This window comes from Phaeocystidibacter luteus (assembly GCF_008933115.1).
GTDB classification, from domain to species: domain Bacteria; phylum Bacteroidota; class Bacteroidia; order Flavobacteriales; family Schleiferiaceae; genus Phaeocystidibacter; species Phaeocystidibacter luteus.
Genome location: NZ_WBVO01000003.1, coordinates 12,281 through 26,232, shown reverse-complemented (window position 1 = coordinate 26,232; position 13,952 = coordinate 12,281). Strand labels below are relative to the sequence as shown.

The 13,952-nt window shown below is 47.1% G+C and carries 15 protein-coding genes; 11 read left to right on the top strand and 4 right to left on the bottom strand.

All coding sequences use genetic code 11. The annotated features are described in order from the left end of the window. Both F8C67_RS05520 and murI read left to right on the top strand, forming a co-directional pair. The gene (locus F8C67_RS05520; RefSeq protein WP_151666823.1) at nt 1-516 is read left to right on the top strand and encodes an OmpH family outer membrane protein; all 516 of its coding nucleotides are present in this window, start codon (nt 1-3) and stop codon (nt 514-516) included. Between the two features lie 92 nt (nt 517-608). Beyond that, nucleotides 609-1,406 (top strand): glutamate racemase, encoded by a 798-nt coding sequence (gene murI / locus F8C67_RS05515; protein ID WP_223277518.1) that lies wholly within the window; start codon nt 609-611, stop codon nt 1,404-1,406. Here murI and F8C67_RS05510 read toward each other — a convergent pair whose 3' ends face one another. Continuing rightward, on the bottom strand, nt 1,407-1,934 hold the full coding sequence (locus tag F8C67_RS05510; protein WP_151666821.1) for a gamma carbonic anhydrase family protein: 528 nt from the start codon (nt 1,932-1,934) through the stop codon (nt 1,407-1,409). 90 nt (nt 1,935-2,024) lie between these two features. Here F8C67_RS05510 and F8C67_RS05505 point away from each other — a divergent pair, with 90 nt between their 5' ends. Then, nucleotides 2,025-2,639, top strand: a complete 615-nt coding sequence (locus F8C67_RS05505; protein WP_151666820.1) for a NifU family protein — start codon at nt 2,025-2,027, stop codon at nt 2,637-2,639. A 251-nt stretch (nt 2,640-2,890) separates the two neighbouring features. Here F8C67_RS05505 and F8C67_RS05500 read toward each other — a convergent pair whose 3' ends face one another. Further along, complete coding sequence (locus F8C67_RS05500; protein WP_151666819.1) at nt 2,891-4,141, bottom strand: DUF4886 domain-containing protein; 1,251 nt, start codon at nt 4,139-4,141, stop codon at nt 2,891-2,893. 305 nt (nt 4,142-4,446) lie between these two features. Then, the gene (locus F8C67_RS05495) at nt 4,447-5,541 is read right to left on the bottom strand and encodes a fatty acid desaturase family protein (protein ID WP_151666818.1); all 1,095 of its coding nucleotides are present in this window, start codon (nt 5,539-5,541) and stop codon (nt 4,447-4,449) included. A 63-nt stretch (nt 5,542-5,604) separates the two neighbouring features. Between F8C67_RS05495 and pgi the strand changes: the two genes are divergently transcribed. After that, nucleotides 5,605-7,251: a glucose-6-phosphate isomerase gene (pgi, locus tag F8C67_RS05490; protein ID WP_151666817.1), complete on the top strand. Its 1,647-nt coding sequence runs from the start codon at nt 5,605-5,607 to the stop codon at nt 7,249-7,251. Here pgi and F8C67_RS05485 read toward each other — a convergent pair whose 3' ends face one another. Next, nucleotides 7,252-7,704, bottom strand: a complete 453-nt coding sequence (locus F8C67_RS05485) for a MarR family winged helix-turn-helix transcriptional regulator (protein WP_151666816.1) — start codon at nt 7,702-7,704, stop codon at nt 7,252-7,254. It abuts the gene before it with no gap. Nucleotides 7,705-7,872: 168 nt separating this feature from the next. Here F8C67_RS05485 and ccoS point away from each other — a divergent pair, with 168 nt between their 5' ends. The 7 genes from ccoS to F8C67_RS05450 are packed head-to-tail and all read left to right on the top strand — an operon-like array spanning nt 7,873 to nt 13,929. Next, nucleotides 7,873-8,037: a cbb3-type cytochrome oxidase assembly protein CcoS gene (gene ccoS, locus F8C67_RS05480; RefSeq protein WP_151666815.1), complete on the top strand. Its 165-nt coding sequence runs from the start codon at nt 7,873-7,875 to the stop codon at nt 8,035-8,037. Beyond that, nucleotides 8,037-10,226, top strand: a complete 2,190-nt coding sequence (gene ccoN / locus F8C67_RS05475) for a cytochrome-c oxidase, cbb3-type subunit I (RefSeq protein ID WP_151666814.1) — start codon at nt 8,037-8,039, stop codon at nt 10,224-10,226. Before ccoS ends, ccoN begins: the two co-directional genes overlap by 1 nt. Nucleotides 10,227-10,228: 2 nt before the next feature. Continuing rightward, complete coding sequence (locus tag F8C67_RS05470) at nt 10,229-10,423, top strand: CcoQ/FixQ family Cbb3-type cytochrome c oxidase assembly chaperone (RefSeq protein ID WP_151666813.1); 195 nt, start codon at nt 10,229-10,231, stop codon at nt 10,421-10,423. Further along, on the top strand, nt 10,420-11,358 hold the full coding sequence (locus F8C67_RS05465) for a cbb3-type cytochrome c oxidase N-terminal domain-containing protein (protein WP_151666812.1): 939 nt from the start codon (nt 10,420-10,422) through the stop codon (nt 11,356-11,358). The genes F8C67_RS05470 and F8C67_RS05465 overlap by 4 nt, the downstream gene beginning before the upstream one ends. Further along, complete coding sequence (gene ccoG / locus F8C67_RS05460) at nt 11,358-12,800, top strand: cytochrome c oxidase accessory protein CcoG (RefSeq protein ID WP_151666811.1); 1,443 nt, start codon at nt 11,358-11,360, stop codon at nt 12,798-12,800. The genes F8C67_RS05465 and ccoG overlap by 1 nt, the downstream gene beginning before the upstream one ends. Beyond that, nucleotides 12,797-13,228 carry a FixH family protein gene (locus F8C67_RS05455; protein ID WP_151666810.1) on the top strand — a complete coding sequence of 144 codons (432 nt, stop codon included), beginning with the start codon at nt 12,797-12,799 and terminating at the stop codon, nt 13,226-13,228. Before ccoG ends, F8C67_RS05455 begins: the two co-directional genes overlap by 4 nt. Then, nucleotides 13,228-13,929, top strand: a complete 702-nt coding sequence (locus tag F8C67_RS05450; protein WP_151666809.1) for a sulfite exporter TauE/SafE family protein — start codon at nt 13,228-13,230, stop codon at nt 13,927-13,929. Before F8C67_RS05455 ends, F8C67_RS05450 begins: the two co-directional genes overlap by 1 nt. The last annotated feature ends 23 nt before the right edge of the window (nt 13,930-13,952 follow it).

Genomic DNA, 13,952 nt, shown 5'->3' with positions numbered 1-13,952 from the left:
ATGAAACGTATTCAAAGATTACTCACGGTAGTAGCATTCATGCTTGCAGCAGCCCCTGCATTCGCACAACTCAATGTTGGCTATTGCAACACGGACTCTATCATCGTTAAGATGCCGGAGTATCAAACTGCCATGGCTCAACTTGAAGCCCTTAGCGCTCAGTATCGTCAAGAAATTCAGGATCTAAGAGCTGAGATCACTTCTAAGATTCAGAATGCGCAGGCGAATCGTTCAACTTGGACTCAACTTCGTTTGCAAAAAGAAGCGGAAGAGATTCAAACTATGCAAAACAGCCTTGAGGCGTATCAGCAAGAAGCACAGCAAGACTTGATGACTCAAGAGCGCGCATTGCTCGAACCAGTAGTTGAAAAACTTCAAGACGCAGTAAACAGTGTTGGAACCGAAAACGGTTACGATTACATCCTCGATAGCTCTGTGAGCCGTGGCGTTGTAATCTTCCGCAAAGATTCACACGACATCAGTCAGAAAGTATTGGCGAAGCTCGGACTCATCTAAGCACGTCTACTCAAATAATGAACCCTCTTTCGGAAACGAGAGAGGGTTTTTTCTTTCCTCAAACTCTTGTAATCCCTTCGTATCTTCACCTTGTGAAAAACCCAATTGGCATTTTCGATTCAGGTGTTGGTGGACTGACTGTCGCCAAGGCGATCCGCGAGTTACTCCCCGCGGAAGACATCATCTATTTTGGAGACACGGCCCACTTGCCTTACGGTGAGAAATCCTCTGAAGCCATTAAGAGCTACAGTTTGGGCATTGCTGAGTTCTTGGTTGCATCTGGAGCTAAGGCGATCGTCATTGCGTGTAACTCCGCCAGTTCGGTGGCCACCGATGTCCTCAAGGAAAAATACGAGCCGAAGATTCCAATCATCAATGTAATTGACCCCGTTGTAGATGCGATTCCGGAGAACACGAATACTATTGGAGTAATTGGTACGAGGGCGACAATCACGTCAAACGTTTACCAAGAAAAGATAACCGGTAAGAGCGCAACGCTGGACATACGAGCTATGGCCACACCTCTTTTTGTGCCGGTAATTGAAGAAGGGCTAGAGTCGAGTGAAATAGCTCGTAAAACCGCCGAACATTACCTGGGCTTAGAATCAATGAAAGGCATCGATACCTTGATTCCGGGTTGTACGCACTACCCGTTGCTCACCCAGCTCTTTCGCGATATTCTAGGAGCGGATGTTCAGTTGATGAATACTCCGGTCATTGTTGCAGAATATGCACATCACGTTTTGCAGGAGGCCAACCTATTGAATGCAGAGGAATCGCTTGGGACGTCGAAGTTCTTCGTGAGCGATTACACCCCGACATTCGAACGCATTTCACGTCACTTCTTTCACGACAGCATTCACTTAGAGGAATACGAACTCTGGAAGTAATTAGAGCTTTGTGATGTCTTTAAACCATCCGGAGTACATCACATAGTTGTTGGCAATACGCTCAACCTCCCCTTTTGTGAGCTCGGGTGTAATGTCCTTCACCTTTCTGGCTGGAATACCAGCGAAAATGGTTCCAGAAGGAATATGCGTTCCCTCGGTAACTACAGCACCAGCTGCTACGATAGAGTTGCTTTCGACAACACAACCGTCCATAACTATAGACCCCATACCTACAAGCACATTGTCGTGAATCGTACACCCGTGCACAATGGCATTATGTCCGATACTCACATTGTTTCCAATCGTCGTGGCGGCCTTCTGGTAAGTACAATGAATTACAGCATTGTCTTGAACGTTCACCTTGTTCCCCATTCGAATGGCATTCACATCGCCTCGAACAACGGCGTTGAACCAGATGCTGCACTGGTCACCCATTTTCACATCACCGATAATTGTTGCTGTCTCAGCTAGATAGCAATCTTCTCCCATTTCTGGATGGAGATCGCGAACATCTTTAATTAGCGCCATAAACGTTGTCTATATTTCCCTCGAAAGGCATTTGATGGTATAACAAAGGTCGGCATTATCCCTTACCTTTGTAGGCAAATTAGCACCAAAATGAGTACGCAAAAAGTACCTGTAGAGATATATGCTGAGATGACGCCTAACCCCGCGGTGATGAAGTTCGTTGCTAATCGCAGGTTAATCGAGGGCGACAGTGTTGAATTCCACAATATTGAGGAAGCAAAACCTTCGCCATTGGCAAGTCAGCTATTTCACTTCCCGTTTGTAAAGGAGGTCTTCGTTTCAACCAACTTCGTTGCAATTTCGAAGTTCGACATCATCGAATGGGATGAAGTAATCCATGAAATCAGAGGGTTTATCTCTGAGTATGTCCGCGATGGCAAGCCAATCATGACGGCGCCAGTGGAGATTAAAGAAACGGCTCAAGAGACCCTTTCGAACATCACGGAGGATATCAATCCGGCCGATATGGGAGAAGTTGAAACTAGAATCGTTGAGATTCTGGAGGAATACGTTAAGCCCGCTGTAGCTCAAGATGGAGGGAACATCCGCTACGCTGGTTACGACAATAAGATTGTCAAAGTACAGCTTCAAGGCGCATGTTCGGGCTGTCCATCATCCACAATGACATTGAAGAATGGCATTTTGAACTTGATGCAAAAAATGTTGCCAACGTTAGTTGATGACGTCGAGGCGATCAACGGATAATTGTTAGAAGAACAAGATTTAGAACGGTTCAATCCCTAGTGGGTTGGACCGTTTTTTTGTGGCGAGAACTACAAAATCAGAGTTTATACCATGGGTTTATAATACCCCCACCTCCCAGCGCACAAGCTAACCATCCTGTGGGATGTAAGTCGTGTCGTAAACGGATACATACGTTTAGTTTTCCACCCTATTTGAAAGACCACAAAGTGGAAAAAAGGGCATTACCAAACGAAGTGAGGAAGGGAAAACTACTATCTCTCAACCAGAATTACGGTCGAGTACACAGTTTGGTTTCCAAAAGCAGTACTCAACACATACCGACCACTTTTGAGTCCGCGGATATCAAGCCTGTCACCTAAAACCCCCATTTCAATTACGCGGCCAGATAAGTCAGCCAGCGAATACTTCTGCCCGATTAAATCATCAGGAATAGTGACGAAATCCGTTGCTGGATTCGGGTATAGGCGTAAATCATCATCAAACTCCATCAACCCAATTGAACAACTAACTTGAATCGTATCCGAAGTGGACAGTGAATCGCAATCGCGATAAAGTGTGGATTGAATCACATATAGTCCATTCGTAACATATGTGGTTGAGTCGACGAACGAACTTCCGAAATCTCCGTTCCCAAAATCAACATAAATGGAATCCGCATTTTGAGAGGTTGAATAATCAGCTGTTACTGTGCATCCGTTGTGGTAGAAGGACCTCCTCACTTGAAGCGTGGTCGTATCAATCATCCAAACACCCAGACTGTCGAAAACCGTCGAATTCACCTGCATTTGCATGTTTGCGGCATCTGTAGCATTAACTCCACTTGGCGCCCAGGCACCGGTAACGGGTTTGTGGTAAATCGACGCATAGAAAGTGAGAGCTGCCAAATAGCTTCCGTTGATATTCGGATGGCTTTCATCTGATGTGTACAGGCCAATTGTTGGGAAGTTGGCTCGTACATCACGCCACACCGCCCCTACTGGACTCACTTCTGCCGAATTCTGTTGTCCCATGAGCAGGTAACTGCTGCGCAATCTCTCCTGCATGCCAGCGTACGTGCAAATGGGAGGATATGCGGCACAATTTGATTGATCTCCGTTCTCCCTACCCCAAGTCATATAGAACATTACTTCGGTGCAAGAATTCGCACCCTTAACGGCGTTCGAAAGGGCGCTTGCATATGGTAAAACTTCAGTAGCAACCTGGCTCGGTGGAAACGAAGGACGCTGACTTTGTTCCTGAAAAATCACGTAATCCCACGTACCTAGAGCAATCTTATTCAGCGTAGTGGCATTTGTGGAATGCGCTTGAAGTGTATACCCTCCAGGAGTATTCTTGTCGGTTACGAGCGTGTCACCAAAAGAGTACGCAATATCAGTCACCAATTGTGGCAAGTTGTTGGCATTTGTATAACTGTTACCAATGAACAGCGCTCTCTTGGTTTGCGCTTGAAGGAGGGTTGTGCTTGCGAAGAGCACGAATAGCAATAGGTAGGTCTGTCTCATTTCTTCTCTGTTGAATCAAAGCTAATCAATTCAGCGGGGCGTCTCGAAGTCAACGAGTTGCAGACCACCATTTGAGACTAAAAGCGAGGGATGAAATAGCAGAAGTGACCGCCGAAAATTGCCAAACATTTGAAAACGGAAGTAAACGTTTACGGTCCGACTTAGATCGTGCAATAGCCGTAGCTTGTGCGCTGGGTGGTGGGGGAAATTTAACCCATGGTATAGCAGTTCACATACCGGGGAGTTGGACACAAAAAAACGGCGAGGGATTTCCTCGCCGTTCAATTTTTATCAACAACAGTTGCTTACGCCGTTGCAGGTTTTTTACCCATGTCATTCAAGAACCTCAAGTGGGCAGCTACTGCCTCCAACATAAATGAGTGCTTGAAATATGGAAGTCCATGCTCTTTGGCTGTGCGCTCCACAATCTTAGCTAATGCGGGATAGTGAACGTGACTCACATGCGGGAACAGGTGGTGTTCGATCTGATGGTTCAACCCGCCCAAACTCCATGTTAACACAGGGTTCTTCATTGCGAAGTTTGACGTGGTGAGAAGTTGGTTTACTTGCCATGCGCCTGGACCTTTAATCTCTTCACCTGTTGGGTGATCAACTTCGGGAACAACGTGAGCCAATTGGAATACGAAGCTCAATACGAACCCAGCGAGGAAGTGCATGATTACGAAACCGAGAAGTACCGAATACCAAGCCCATCCCATCATCATAGGAAGTCCAAGAAATACACCGATGTACAATGCCTTGATGAAGCTCAATTTCACAAACTCCTTATTTACGGTTGTTTTGAATTTCTCAAGCAAGCCCATCTTGTTATAACGAGCAACCTGCGAGAAATCCTTCACCAACACCCAGTTCAAGGTGAGTAACCCGTAGATAAACGGTCCGTACCAAGCCTGGAACTTATGTCCCTTCTTCCACTTATCACCAGGGTGTAGACGAAGTAAACCGCGAGTTTCGAGGTCTTCATCCTGACCGATGTGATTGGTGTAATTGTGGTGAAGGTGATTGTGCTGAATCTGCCATGTGAGAACGTATCCGCTCAAGAGGTACATACTCGCACCGAAGAACTTATTGATACGTTGTTTCGTGCTAACTGAGCCGTGGTTCGCGTCGTGCATTACGTTCATACCGATGCCCGACATTCCGAATCCCATCAAAATCCAGCTAATCCAGAAAAGTGGAGTGCCCCCCACGTGAAAAAGCATAAGGAAGAATGGAACCCAATACAAGCCAGCCATAAAAACCGCCTTGAGGTAATAACGGAAGTCTGCATATGGTGACTTACCGTCTTGATTAAGGTATGCGTGAACTCTTCTGTTAAGGTCCTGGGCAAAGGCCTTATTTCTTTCTGTGTCGACTCTTAGGTCTTTCATTGTACTCATCGCTACAAAGTTAGTGATTCGACGATTGAAGTCGTTACATTTGGACTTCAATCTACCCTAAGCATGCTGAAAAGAATTAATCCGACGGAGCTACAGAGTTGGCGTGAATTGAAGGAACATGCCGAAAACATGCGCAGTTTCTCCATCCAACGTGCATTTGAATCTGATAAAGGAAGGTTTGAAAACCTATCGATTCAGAATGATCTTTTCCTCTTTGATTACTCCAAGCACCTGATTACCGACGAAACACTAGGGCTTCTCGAAAAATTGGTTGAGGAAGCTGAAGTTAAATCGGCCATTCAATCGCAATTGCAGGGTGAATTCATCAATGAAACGGAGAATCGTGCGGTATTGCATACGGCATTGAGAAAACCAAAATCAGATTCTTTGACCATTGATGGCGAAGACGTCGTAAGGCTCGTTCACACTGAACTTGACAAAATGTACGCCTTCACAAAGAAGGTCAGAAATGGCGAATGGAAAGGCTATAGCGGAAAAGCCATCCGACACATCGTAAACATCGGAATTGGCGGATCAGACCTTGGTCCGCGCATGGTGTACGAAGCCCTCTACCCGTTCAGCAGACCCGACCTTCAATTCCATTTCGTTTCGAATGTAGATGGTGCTGACATCGCAAAGGTCCTTCGTCATATTGATCCAGAGCGCACGCTTTTCATTATTGAATCGAAAACGTTCACCACCCAAGAGACCATGACCAACGCCCACACAGCTCGACGTTGGTTCTTGGAATATGCGCCTAACGAAGCGGCAATAGCGAAGCACTTTGTGGCGGTGAGCACGAATCACCAGAAAGTTGCGGAATTCGGTATTGATACTGCAAATGTCTTTGGCTTTTGGGACTGGGTTGGTGGTAGATATTCGGTTTGGAGCACCATCGGACTACCCGTTTGCCTAGCTGTGGGGAGCGAGAATTTTGCTCAATTCCTAGCGGGGGCTAATGAGACCGATCTGCACACTGCCGAAAAACCATTCCGCGAAAACGTTCCCATGATTATGGCTACGTTGGGCATTTGGTATCGCAATTTCATGAATGCAGAAAGCACGGCTGTTCTCCCTTACGATCAGCACCTCAATCGATTTGCTGCGTACTTACAGCAGGGGGATATGGAAAGCAACGGGAAAAGCGTAGATCGCGCCGGTAAAAAGGTCGACTATCAAACCGGACCCATAGTTTGGGGAGAGCCTGGAACCAACGGCCAGCATGCCTTCTATCAGCTTATTCACCAGGGCACGTCTCTTATTCCGTGCGATTTCATCGCTTCGGTTAAGGCTCAACATAATCTCGATGATCATCAAAGGAAACTCTTAGCGAACTATTTCGCCCAAACAGAAGCTTTGATGAAAGGAAAATCGGAAGAAACCGTTCGTGCAGAATTGAAAGCTGCAGGAAAGTCTGATGATGAGATTGAAAAGTTGGTTCCGTTTAAAATCTTTGATGGAAACAAGCCCACGACCTCATTCCTATTCTCAGAAATGACACCGAAGGCCTTGGGAAGTTTGATTGCGCTTTACGAGCAAAAAATCTTCATTCAAGGAGTGATTTGGAATGTCTTCAGCTTCGACCAGTGGGGCGTTGAGCTCGGAAAGCAACTTGCGAATGTGATTCTTCCGGAGCTAGAAAATGGAAAGGCCGGAGATCACGACGAATCGACCACCGGCCTTATTAACTATTATCTGAGCAAGAGGTAACTATCCTCTCATTTTATCGAGGATTCTGCTCAGTTCCTCGGCTTCTTCCTCCGAGATTCTGTCGCGAATAGGATTGTACATACCTTTTTCGGCAGACCTGATGTCTGACAAAAGCGTTCGGCCTTGTTCGGTTATTACGCAGGTCACCAATCGGCGATCATCAGAATTGCGGTTCTTTTGAACGTGGCCAATGCGTTCAAGACGATCTACCAATCTCGAGGCATCGCTCATCTTGTCGAGCATGCGGTTGCGAATTTCACCTGTGGTAATCCCATTTGGAAACTGACCATTCAAGATACGTAGTACGTTGTATTGCTGGCTCGTGATATCATAGGATTTTAGGAATCCTGACATGCTCTCTTTGAACCAGTTATGGGTGTAAATGAGGTTGATGATGGCCTTCTGCAATCCGTCCTCAAACTTCCCTTGTTTTATCTCTTCTCCAATCTGCATTATCGCGAGTATTTGACCTCAAATATATTAATGTTCCAACATAGAGAGGTAAATGTTGTTCAAATCGGCCAAAAACATGATAAAAATCATGTTTGCATTTGATGTATGTCATGCTCCGCCGAGGTGCGTCCTGATAGTTTTGTTATCGAATAAAGGACCACACCTTTCATGGAAATTATCTATTTACTCATTTCAGTCAGCTTGCTAGTAGCCCTCGTGTTCCTAGGTGCTTTCATTTGGTCGGCAAAATCCGGTCAGTTTGACGACACTTATGGAAACTCCGTACGCCTATTGCACGATGATGACGAAGATGACCACAAATCCCAATCCTAATGGAACTAGAAAAATTCCACTACGACAACCGCATTGTGCGGGACTTCACCTACGCAACCCTGCTTTGGGCGGTGGTGGCGTTTTTAATTGGTATCACGATTGCCTCGCAACTGTTCGCACCTAGCTTGAACTTCAACCTGGAGTTTCTGACGTACGGACGTTTGCGCGCGATTCACACCAACGCTGCAATCTTCGCATTTGTGGGGAACGCAATCTTCGCTGGGATCTACTACTCCCTGCCGCGATTATTGAAGACTCCAATGGCCAGCAAGCTGCTGTCTAAAATCCACTTTTGGGGATGGCAGTTAGTCATTGTGCTTGCGGCTGTAACGCTGGCGATGGGACTTACCTCATCCAAGGAATACGCGGAGCTCGAGTGGCCGATTGATATCCTCATCACGCTCATATGGGTGGTGTTCGGTATCAACATGTTCTGGACAATCCTCAAACGTAGAGAGCGACATCTCTATGTGGCGATATGGTTCTACATAGCGACTTGGGTAACCGTAGCGGTTCTTCACATCATCAACAACCTTGAAATTCCAGTTGGAATGTGGAAGAGCTACTCCATCTTCGCCGGGGTTCAGGATGCACTCGTGCAATGGTGGTACGGACACAACGCGGTGGCCTTCTTCCTTACTACTCCGGTTCTTGGATTGATGTATTACTTCGTTCCAAAGGCGGTGAATCGTCCGGTGTACTCCTACCGACTTTCAATCATCCACTTCTGGGCATTGATCTTCATTTACATTTGGGCTGGTCCTCACCACCTTCTTTACACATCCTTGCCAGACTGGGCGCAAAGCCTTGGCGTTGTGTTCTCTATCATGCTCATCGCACCGAGCTGGGGTGGTATGCTCAACGGCCTTCTTACCCTGCGTGGAGCGTGGGATAGAGTTCGTGACTCCGCCGTTCTGAAGTTCTTCGTGGTAGCCATCACCGCTTACGGTATGGCCACTTTAGAAGGTCCACTTCTCTCACTCAAAAACGTAAACGCCATTGCTCACTTTACCGATTGGATTCCGGCACACGTGCATATCGGAACACTCGGATGGAATGGCTTCATCATCTTCGGTATGATTTACTTCCTCATTCCGAAGCTCTACAAAACGAAACTATATAGCGAGCGCCTCGCAAACACCCACTTCTGGATTGGAACCCTAGGCATCCTCTTCTGGGCCATCCCAATGTATGTGGCTGGATTTACCCAGAGTTTGATGTGGAAGCAGTTTAATGCAGATGGGGGATTGGTATACGACAACTTCCTCGAAACCGTTACCGAACTCTTCCCGTTCTATGTGACTCGCGCCATTGGTGGTACACTTTACCTAGTTGGTGCACTTATCATGCTTTACAACATCTATAAGACTGTAAAGACCGGTAAATTGGTTGCAAACGAAGAGGCTGAAGCAGCTCCACTTGCAAAAGCCTACAAGGCACACAAAGGTGAATACTGGCACCGCTGGATTGAGCGTCGCCCTGTTCAACTCCTCATCCTCAGCACCGTGGTAATCTTGATTGGTGGTCTCGTTGAAATCGTTCCTACCATCTTGTCTAAGGGCGGTGTTGCACAACACGATTACGTGAAGCCGTACACCGTGCTCGAACTCGAAGGTCGCGATCTTTACATTCGAGAAGGATGTAATGCCTGTCACTCTCAAATGGTTCGTCCGTTTAGAAGTGAAGAAGCGCGCTACGGCGAATATTCCAAAGCGAGCGAGTTCGTTTACGACCATCCATTCCTATGGGGTTCTAAGCGTACTGGTCCAGACCTTCACCGTATTGGTCAACGCCAACCTGGAGCCGGGGGCGCCGCATGGCATTACCAGCACATGTGGGATCCAACTATTACTTCTGAAGGATCTATCATGCCTCGCTACCCATGGCTCTTCACTTACGAGATTCAAGATGAGAATGGCAACGTTTCATCTAACGATGCAACGCTCGACCGCAGCCTGACGAGAGGAAAACTCGAGGCTATGCAAACACTCGGTGTTCCATATACCGACGACTACATTGAGAATTGGGAAATGCACATGGACGAGCAAGCGCAACAGATTGCCGACATGCTCAACAGCAATCCTAAGATTAGCGATGTAGACCCTCAAGAGGAAATTGTAGCGCTTATCGCCTATCTACAACGCCTCGGTACCGATATCCAAGCCAAAGAAACAGCTGAAAACGAGTAATCATGATTAAATTTCTCAAAGGCCCAATGGCGGCCATCGAAAACGTAGAGATCTTCCCGATCATCAGCTTCCTCATATTCTTCAGCTTTTTCATCGGGCTTCTCATCCATGTGATCCGTCAGGATAAGTCAACCATCCGTGAAATCAGTTCACTGCCACTAGAGGGCGACGAACCAACCTCAAACTACAAGTCATGAAAAAGAGAATAGTAGCCTCCCTATTGGCTGTACTTGTAAGCGTACCTTCCTTCGCTGCCGGCGAGGCTCTAAAGGACGCACTCAACAATCCTATGGTATGGATTGGTTTCACCATCCTCATATTCCTTATCATCTCATTTGCAGTCGTAAAGAATGCATTAGATGTGATGAAGGAAGTAAGCCTCAAGGCGCAAGGCCGCTGGGAAGAGGTTCAAGAAAAAGAGGCTGAGGAATCAAGCCAAATTATGCAAGCCCTCACCGCCGCAGTGCCGATTGAGCGAGAAAATGAAATCCTCACCGACCACGATTATGACGGTATTCAAGAGCTTGATAACCGACTTCCGCCTTGGTGGCTTTACGGTTTCTATGTATCCATCATCTTCGCCGTTGTGTACCTGATTCGATTCCATGTTACAGGAGACGGTATGAATAGCCAAGAAGAACTAGCGGCTGAATACGCGGCCTTCGAAGCTGAGCAAAAGGCAGCACTTTCCTCTGGGGCAATTGTAGAATTGAATGCCGACGAGTTGGAGCCTATTACCAGCATGGGTGAATTGGCCTTTGCCGAAGACATTTTCACTTCGGTTTGTGCATCATGCCACAAAGCAGATGGCGGCGGTAGTACAGGTCCAAACCTTACCGACGAATACTGGAAGCACGGAGGAGGGATCTCCAACGTGTACACCACTATTAAAGAAGGTGTTGCGGGTACGTCTATGGCACCTTGGGGAACGCGTTATTCTGATGAGAAAATCCACCAGATCGCGAGCTACGTGCTGATGCTTCAAGGAACAAACCCACCAGATGCACTTCCAGCTGATGGCGAACTCTGGGTTGCACCAGAGCCCGTTGCAGAAGCAGAAAGTGAGACTGTAGAAGAAGCTGCAGACGAAACCGAAACTACTGACGCAGAAACAAGCGAAGCAGCCGAGTAATGAAAACCTACTCCCCCATGGACGACAGCTTCCGCGATTCCATTGGAACCGTGGATGAAGACGGCAAAAGAAAGTGGATCGTTCCAAAACGCGTGAACGGCTACTGGATGAAAGCTCGTACCAGAGTTGCCATGGGGTTGTTGGTATTCTTCTTTGCAGTTCCCTGGCTCCGCATTGGTGGAGAGCCGTTTCTAAAGCTCGATGTACTCGGACGTGAGTTCGTCATTTTCGGATCTACTTTCTGGCCGCAAGATTTCTATCTGTTGGTCATTTCCATGATCACCGGAGTACTCTTTGTAGTGCTATTTACGGTGGTGTTTGGACGAATCTTTTGCGGTTGGATGTGCCCACAAACCATCTTCATGGAACACGTGTTCCGCCGCATTGAGTACTGGATTGATGGAGATAGAGGTCAGCAACTAAGGTTGAGAAAACTCCCGTGGACTTCACGTGAGAAACTTCTAAAAAGAAGCTTCAAATACTCGCTGTTCTGGATAATCTCCTTCCTAATTGGCAACACCTTCTTGATGATCCTCATCGGCACCGACCGCTGGTGGTTGATGGTTCAAGAAGGTCCAACCCAACACTGGGGGAACTTCATCAGTCTCGTAGTTTTCACCACCATCTTCTTCTTTGTATTCGCCTGGTTTCGCGAGCAAGTATGCATCATGGTATGCCCTTACGGCCGACTTCAAGGTGCGATGCTCGATAGAAAAAGTGTGGTTATCGCCTACGATAAGGTTCGTGGTGAAACCCGAGCCAAGTTCAAAAAGAAGGAAAATCGCGAAGAGGCCGGTAAAGGCGACTGCATCGACTGTCACCAGTGTGTGGATGTGTGTCCAACCGGAATCGACATCCGAAACGGCACTCAACTAGAGTGTATCAACTGTACGGCTTGCATTGACGTTTGCAACGACGTAATGGAGCGCATTGATAAACCAAAAGGACTGATACGCTTCGCCTCGGAAGATGAAATCGAAACGGGTGAAAAGTGGAAGTTCACGACGCGAGCCAAAGCATATTCTGGAGTACTCGGCGTACTGCTCATATTGATGGGTTTCCTGCTTTCGGATCGCCCGATTATAGAGGTGAAATTCCTTAAGGCGAAGAATCAAAGCTTCACCATTGTAGAGGATGAATTGGTAATGAACATGATAACGGTGAAGACGATCAACAAATCGCCTAATCCGGTGAACGTATCCATCAACCTCGCCAACAAAAATGGAACTATTGTATATGCACCTGCCTTACCAGACAGCATAGCTGGCGGTGGGATTGTAGATGCAACCCTGCTTGTGAAGATTCCTCAAACGGAACTCAACAGTTCCAGAGACAACATTGTATTTGAAATACTTGTGAATGGCGAACCAGTAGAATATCAGGACTTCGAGTTTGAAGGTCCGGGTTCTGGTCGACTTCCTACTAAACGCGCATTACCATGAAAATTAAATTTAACTGGGGGCACGGCATTACCCTATTCCTTCTGGGATTCATCGCCTTCATTGCCACACTCGTTTATGGAACTTTCCAACAGCGAGTTGATCTCACTTCTGAAGACTACTACGCCCAGGAAGTGTCGTACGACGAAGAGAAAAGAGCTATCGAAAATGGCATGAGCGCTGGAGAGGTTGACCTCATCAAAAGCGCTCAGAGCCTAGAAATTGTACTTCCTGAAGGCGACTGGTCAAAGATCAGCATCAAGCTTTTACGTCCAGATAACGCCGCTTTAGATGTAGCAAACGAAGTTGAAAACCCAGAGACGAATAGCATCAGCATAAAACGTCCTGCTACTGCAGGCCTTTGGAATGTTGAAGTTGTGGGAGAAAGTCAGGGCGAAACATACCGTTGGGAATTTAAGGACCGATTCTAATGGAATCTCTAATAGCCGGAACAATTATAGGTCTCATGGGTAGTCTGCACTGTGCTGTCATGTGTGGTCCGATTGCGCTTGCACTACCCGTGAGACGCTCCGGCTTTTGGTTAGGACATATCAGCCATCAGGTTGGCAAACTATCCACTTACGTTCTGCTAGGTGCACTCGTGGGCACTTTAGGTGCGGGACTATCACTCGCGGGCTGGCAGCAACCGCTCTCCATATTGGTTGGTGCTATGCTATTGCTTGGCTTAATCAGTAAGTGGCCCACATTGATGAAATGGGGGCCCTACCGAAGGATGTACACCAAGATGCAACTTGCGTTCACGAAGAAACTGAAAGATGGCAAGCCACATCATTTCTTTATGACCGGCCTGATCAACGGGCTTCTACCTTGTGGTTTGGTATACGCCGCCCTCTTGGGAGCACTTGGCAGTGGGACAACGATGAACGGAATTGTGTTTATGGCCGGCTTCGGGCTGGGTACGGGTCCCGTGCTTCTGATTATCGCAAGAAGTGGCTCGTACATTATTAATGCGTTAAAAGGACGAGTGCGCTACGCAATACCGGTGGTAGTTGGCATCATGTCCATATTTTTCATCCTTAGAGGATTAGGCCTCAGCATTCCGTATGTGAGTCCGGGTGATGAGATGCTAAAGACCGAAATGGTGAACGGTGAAGCACCGAGCTGTCATTAATCATGTTTTTTTCTGATGGCGAT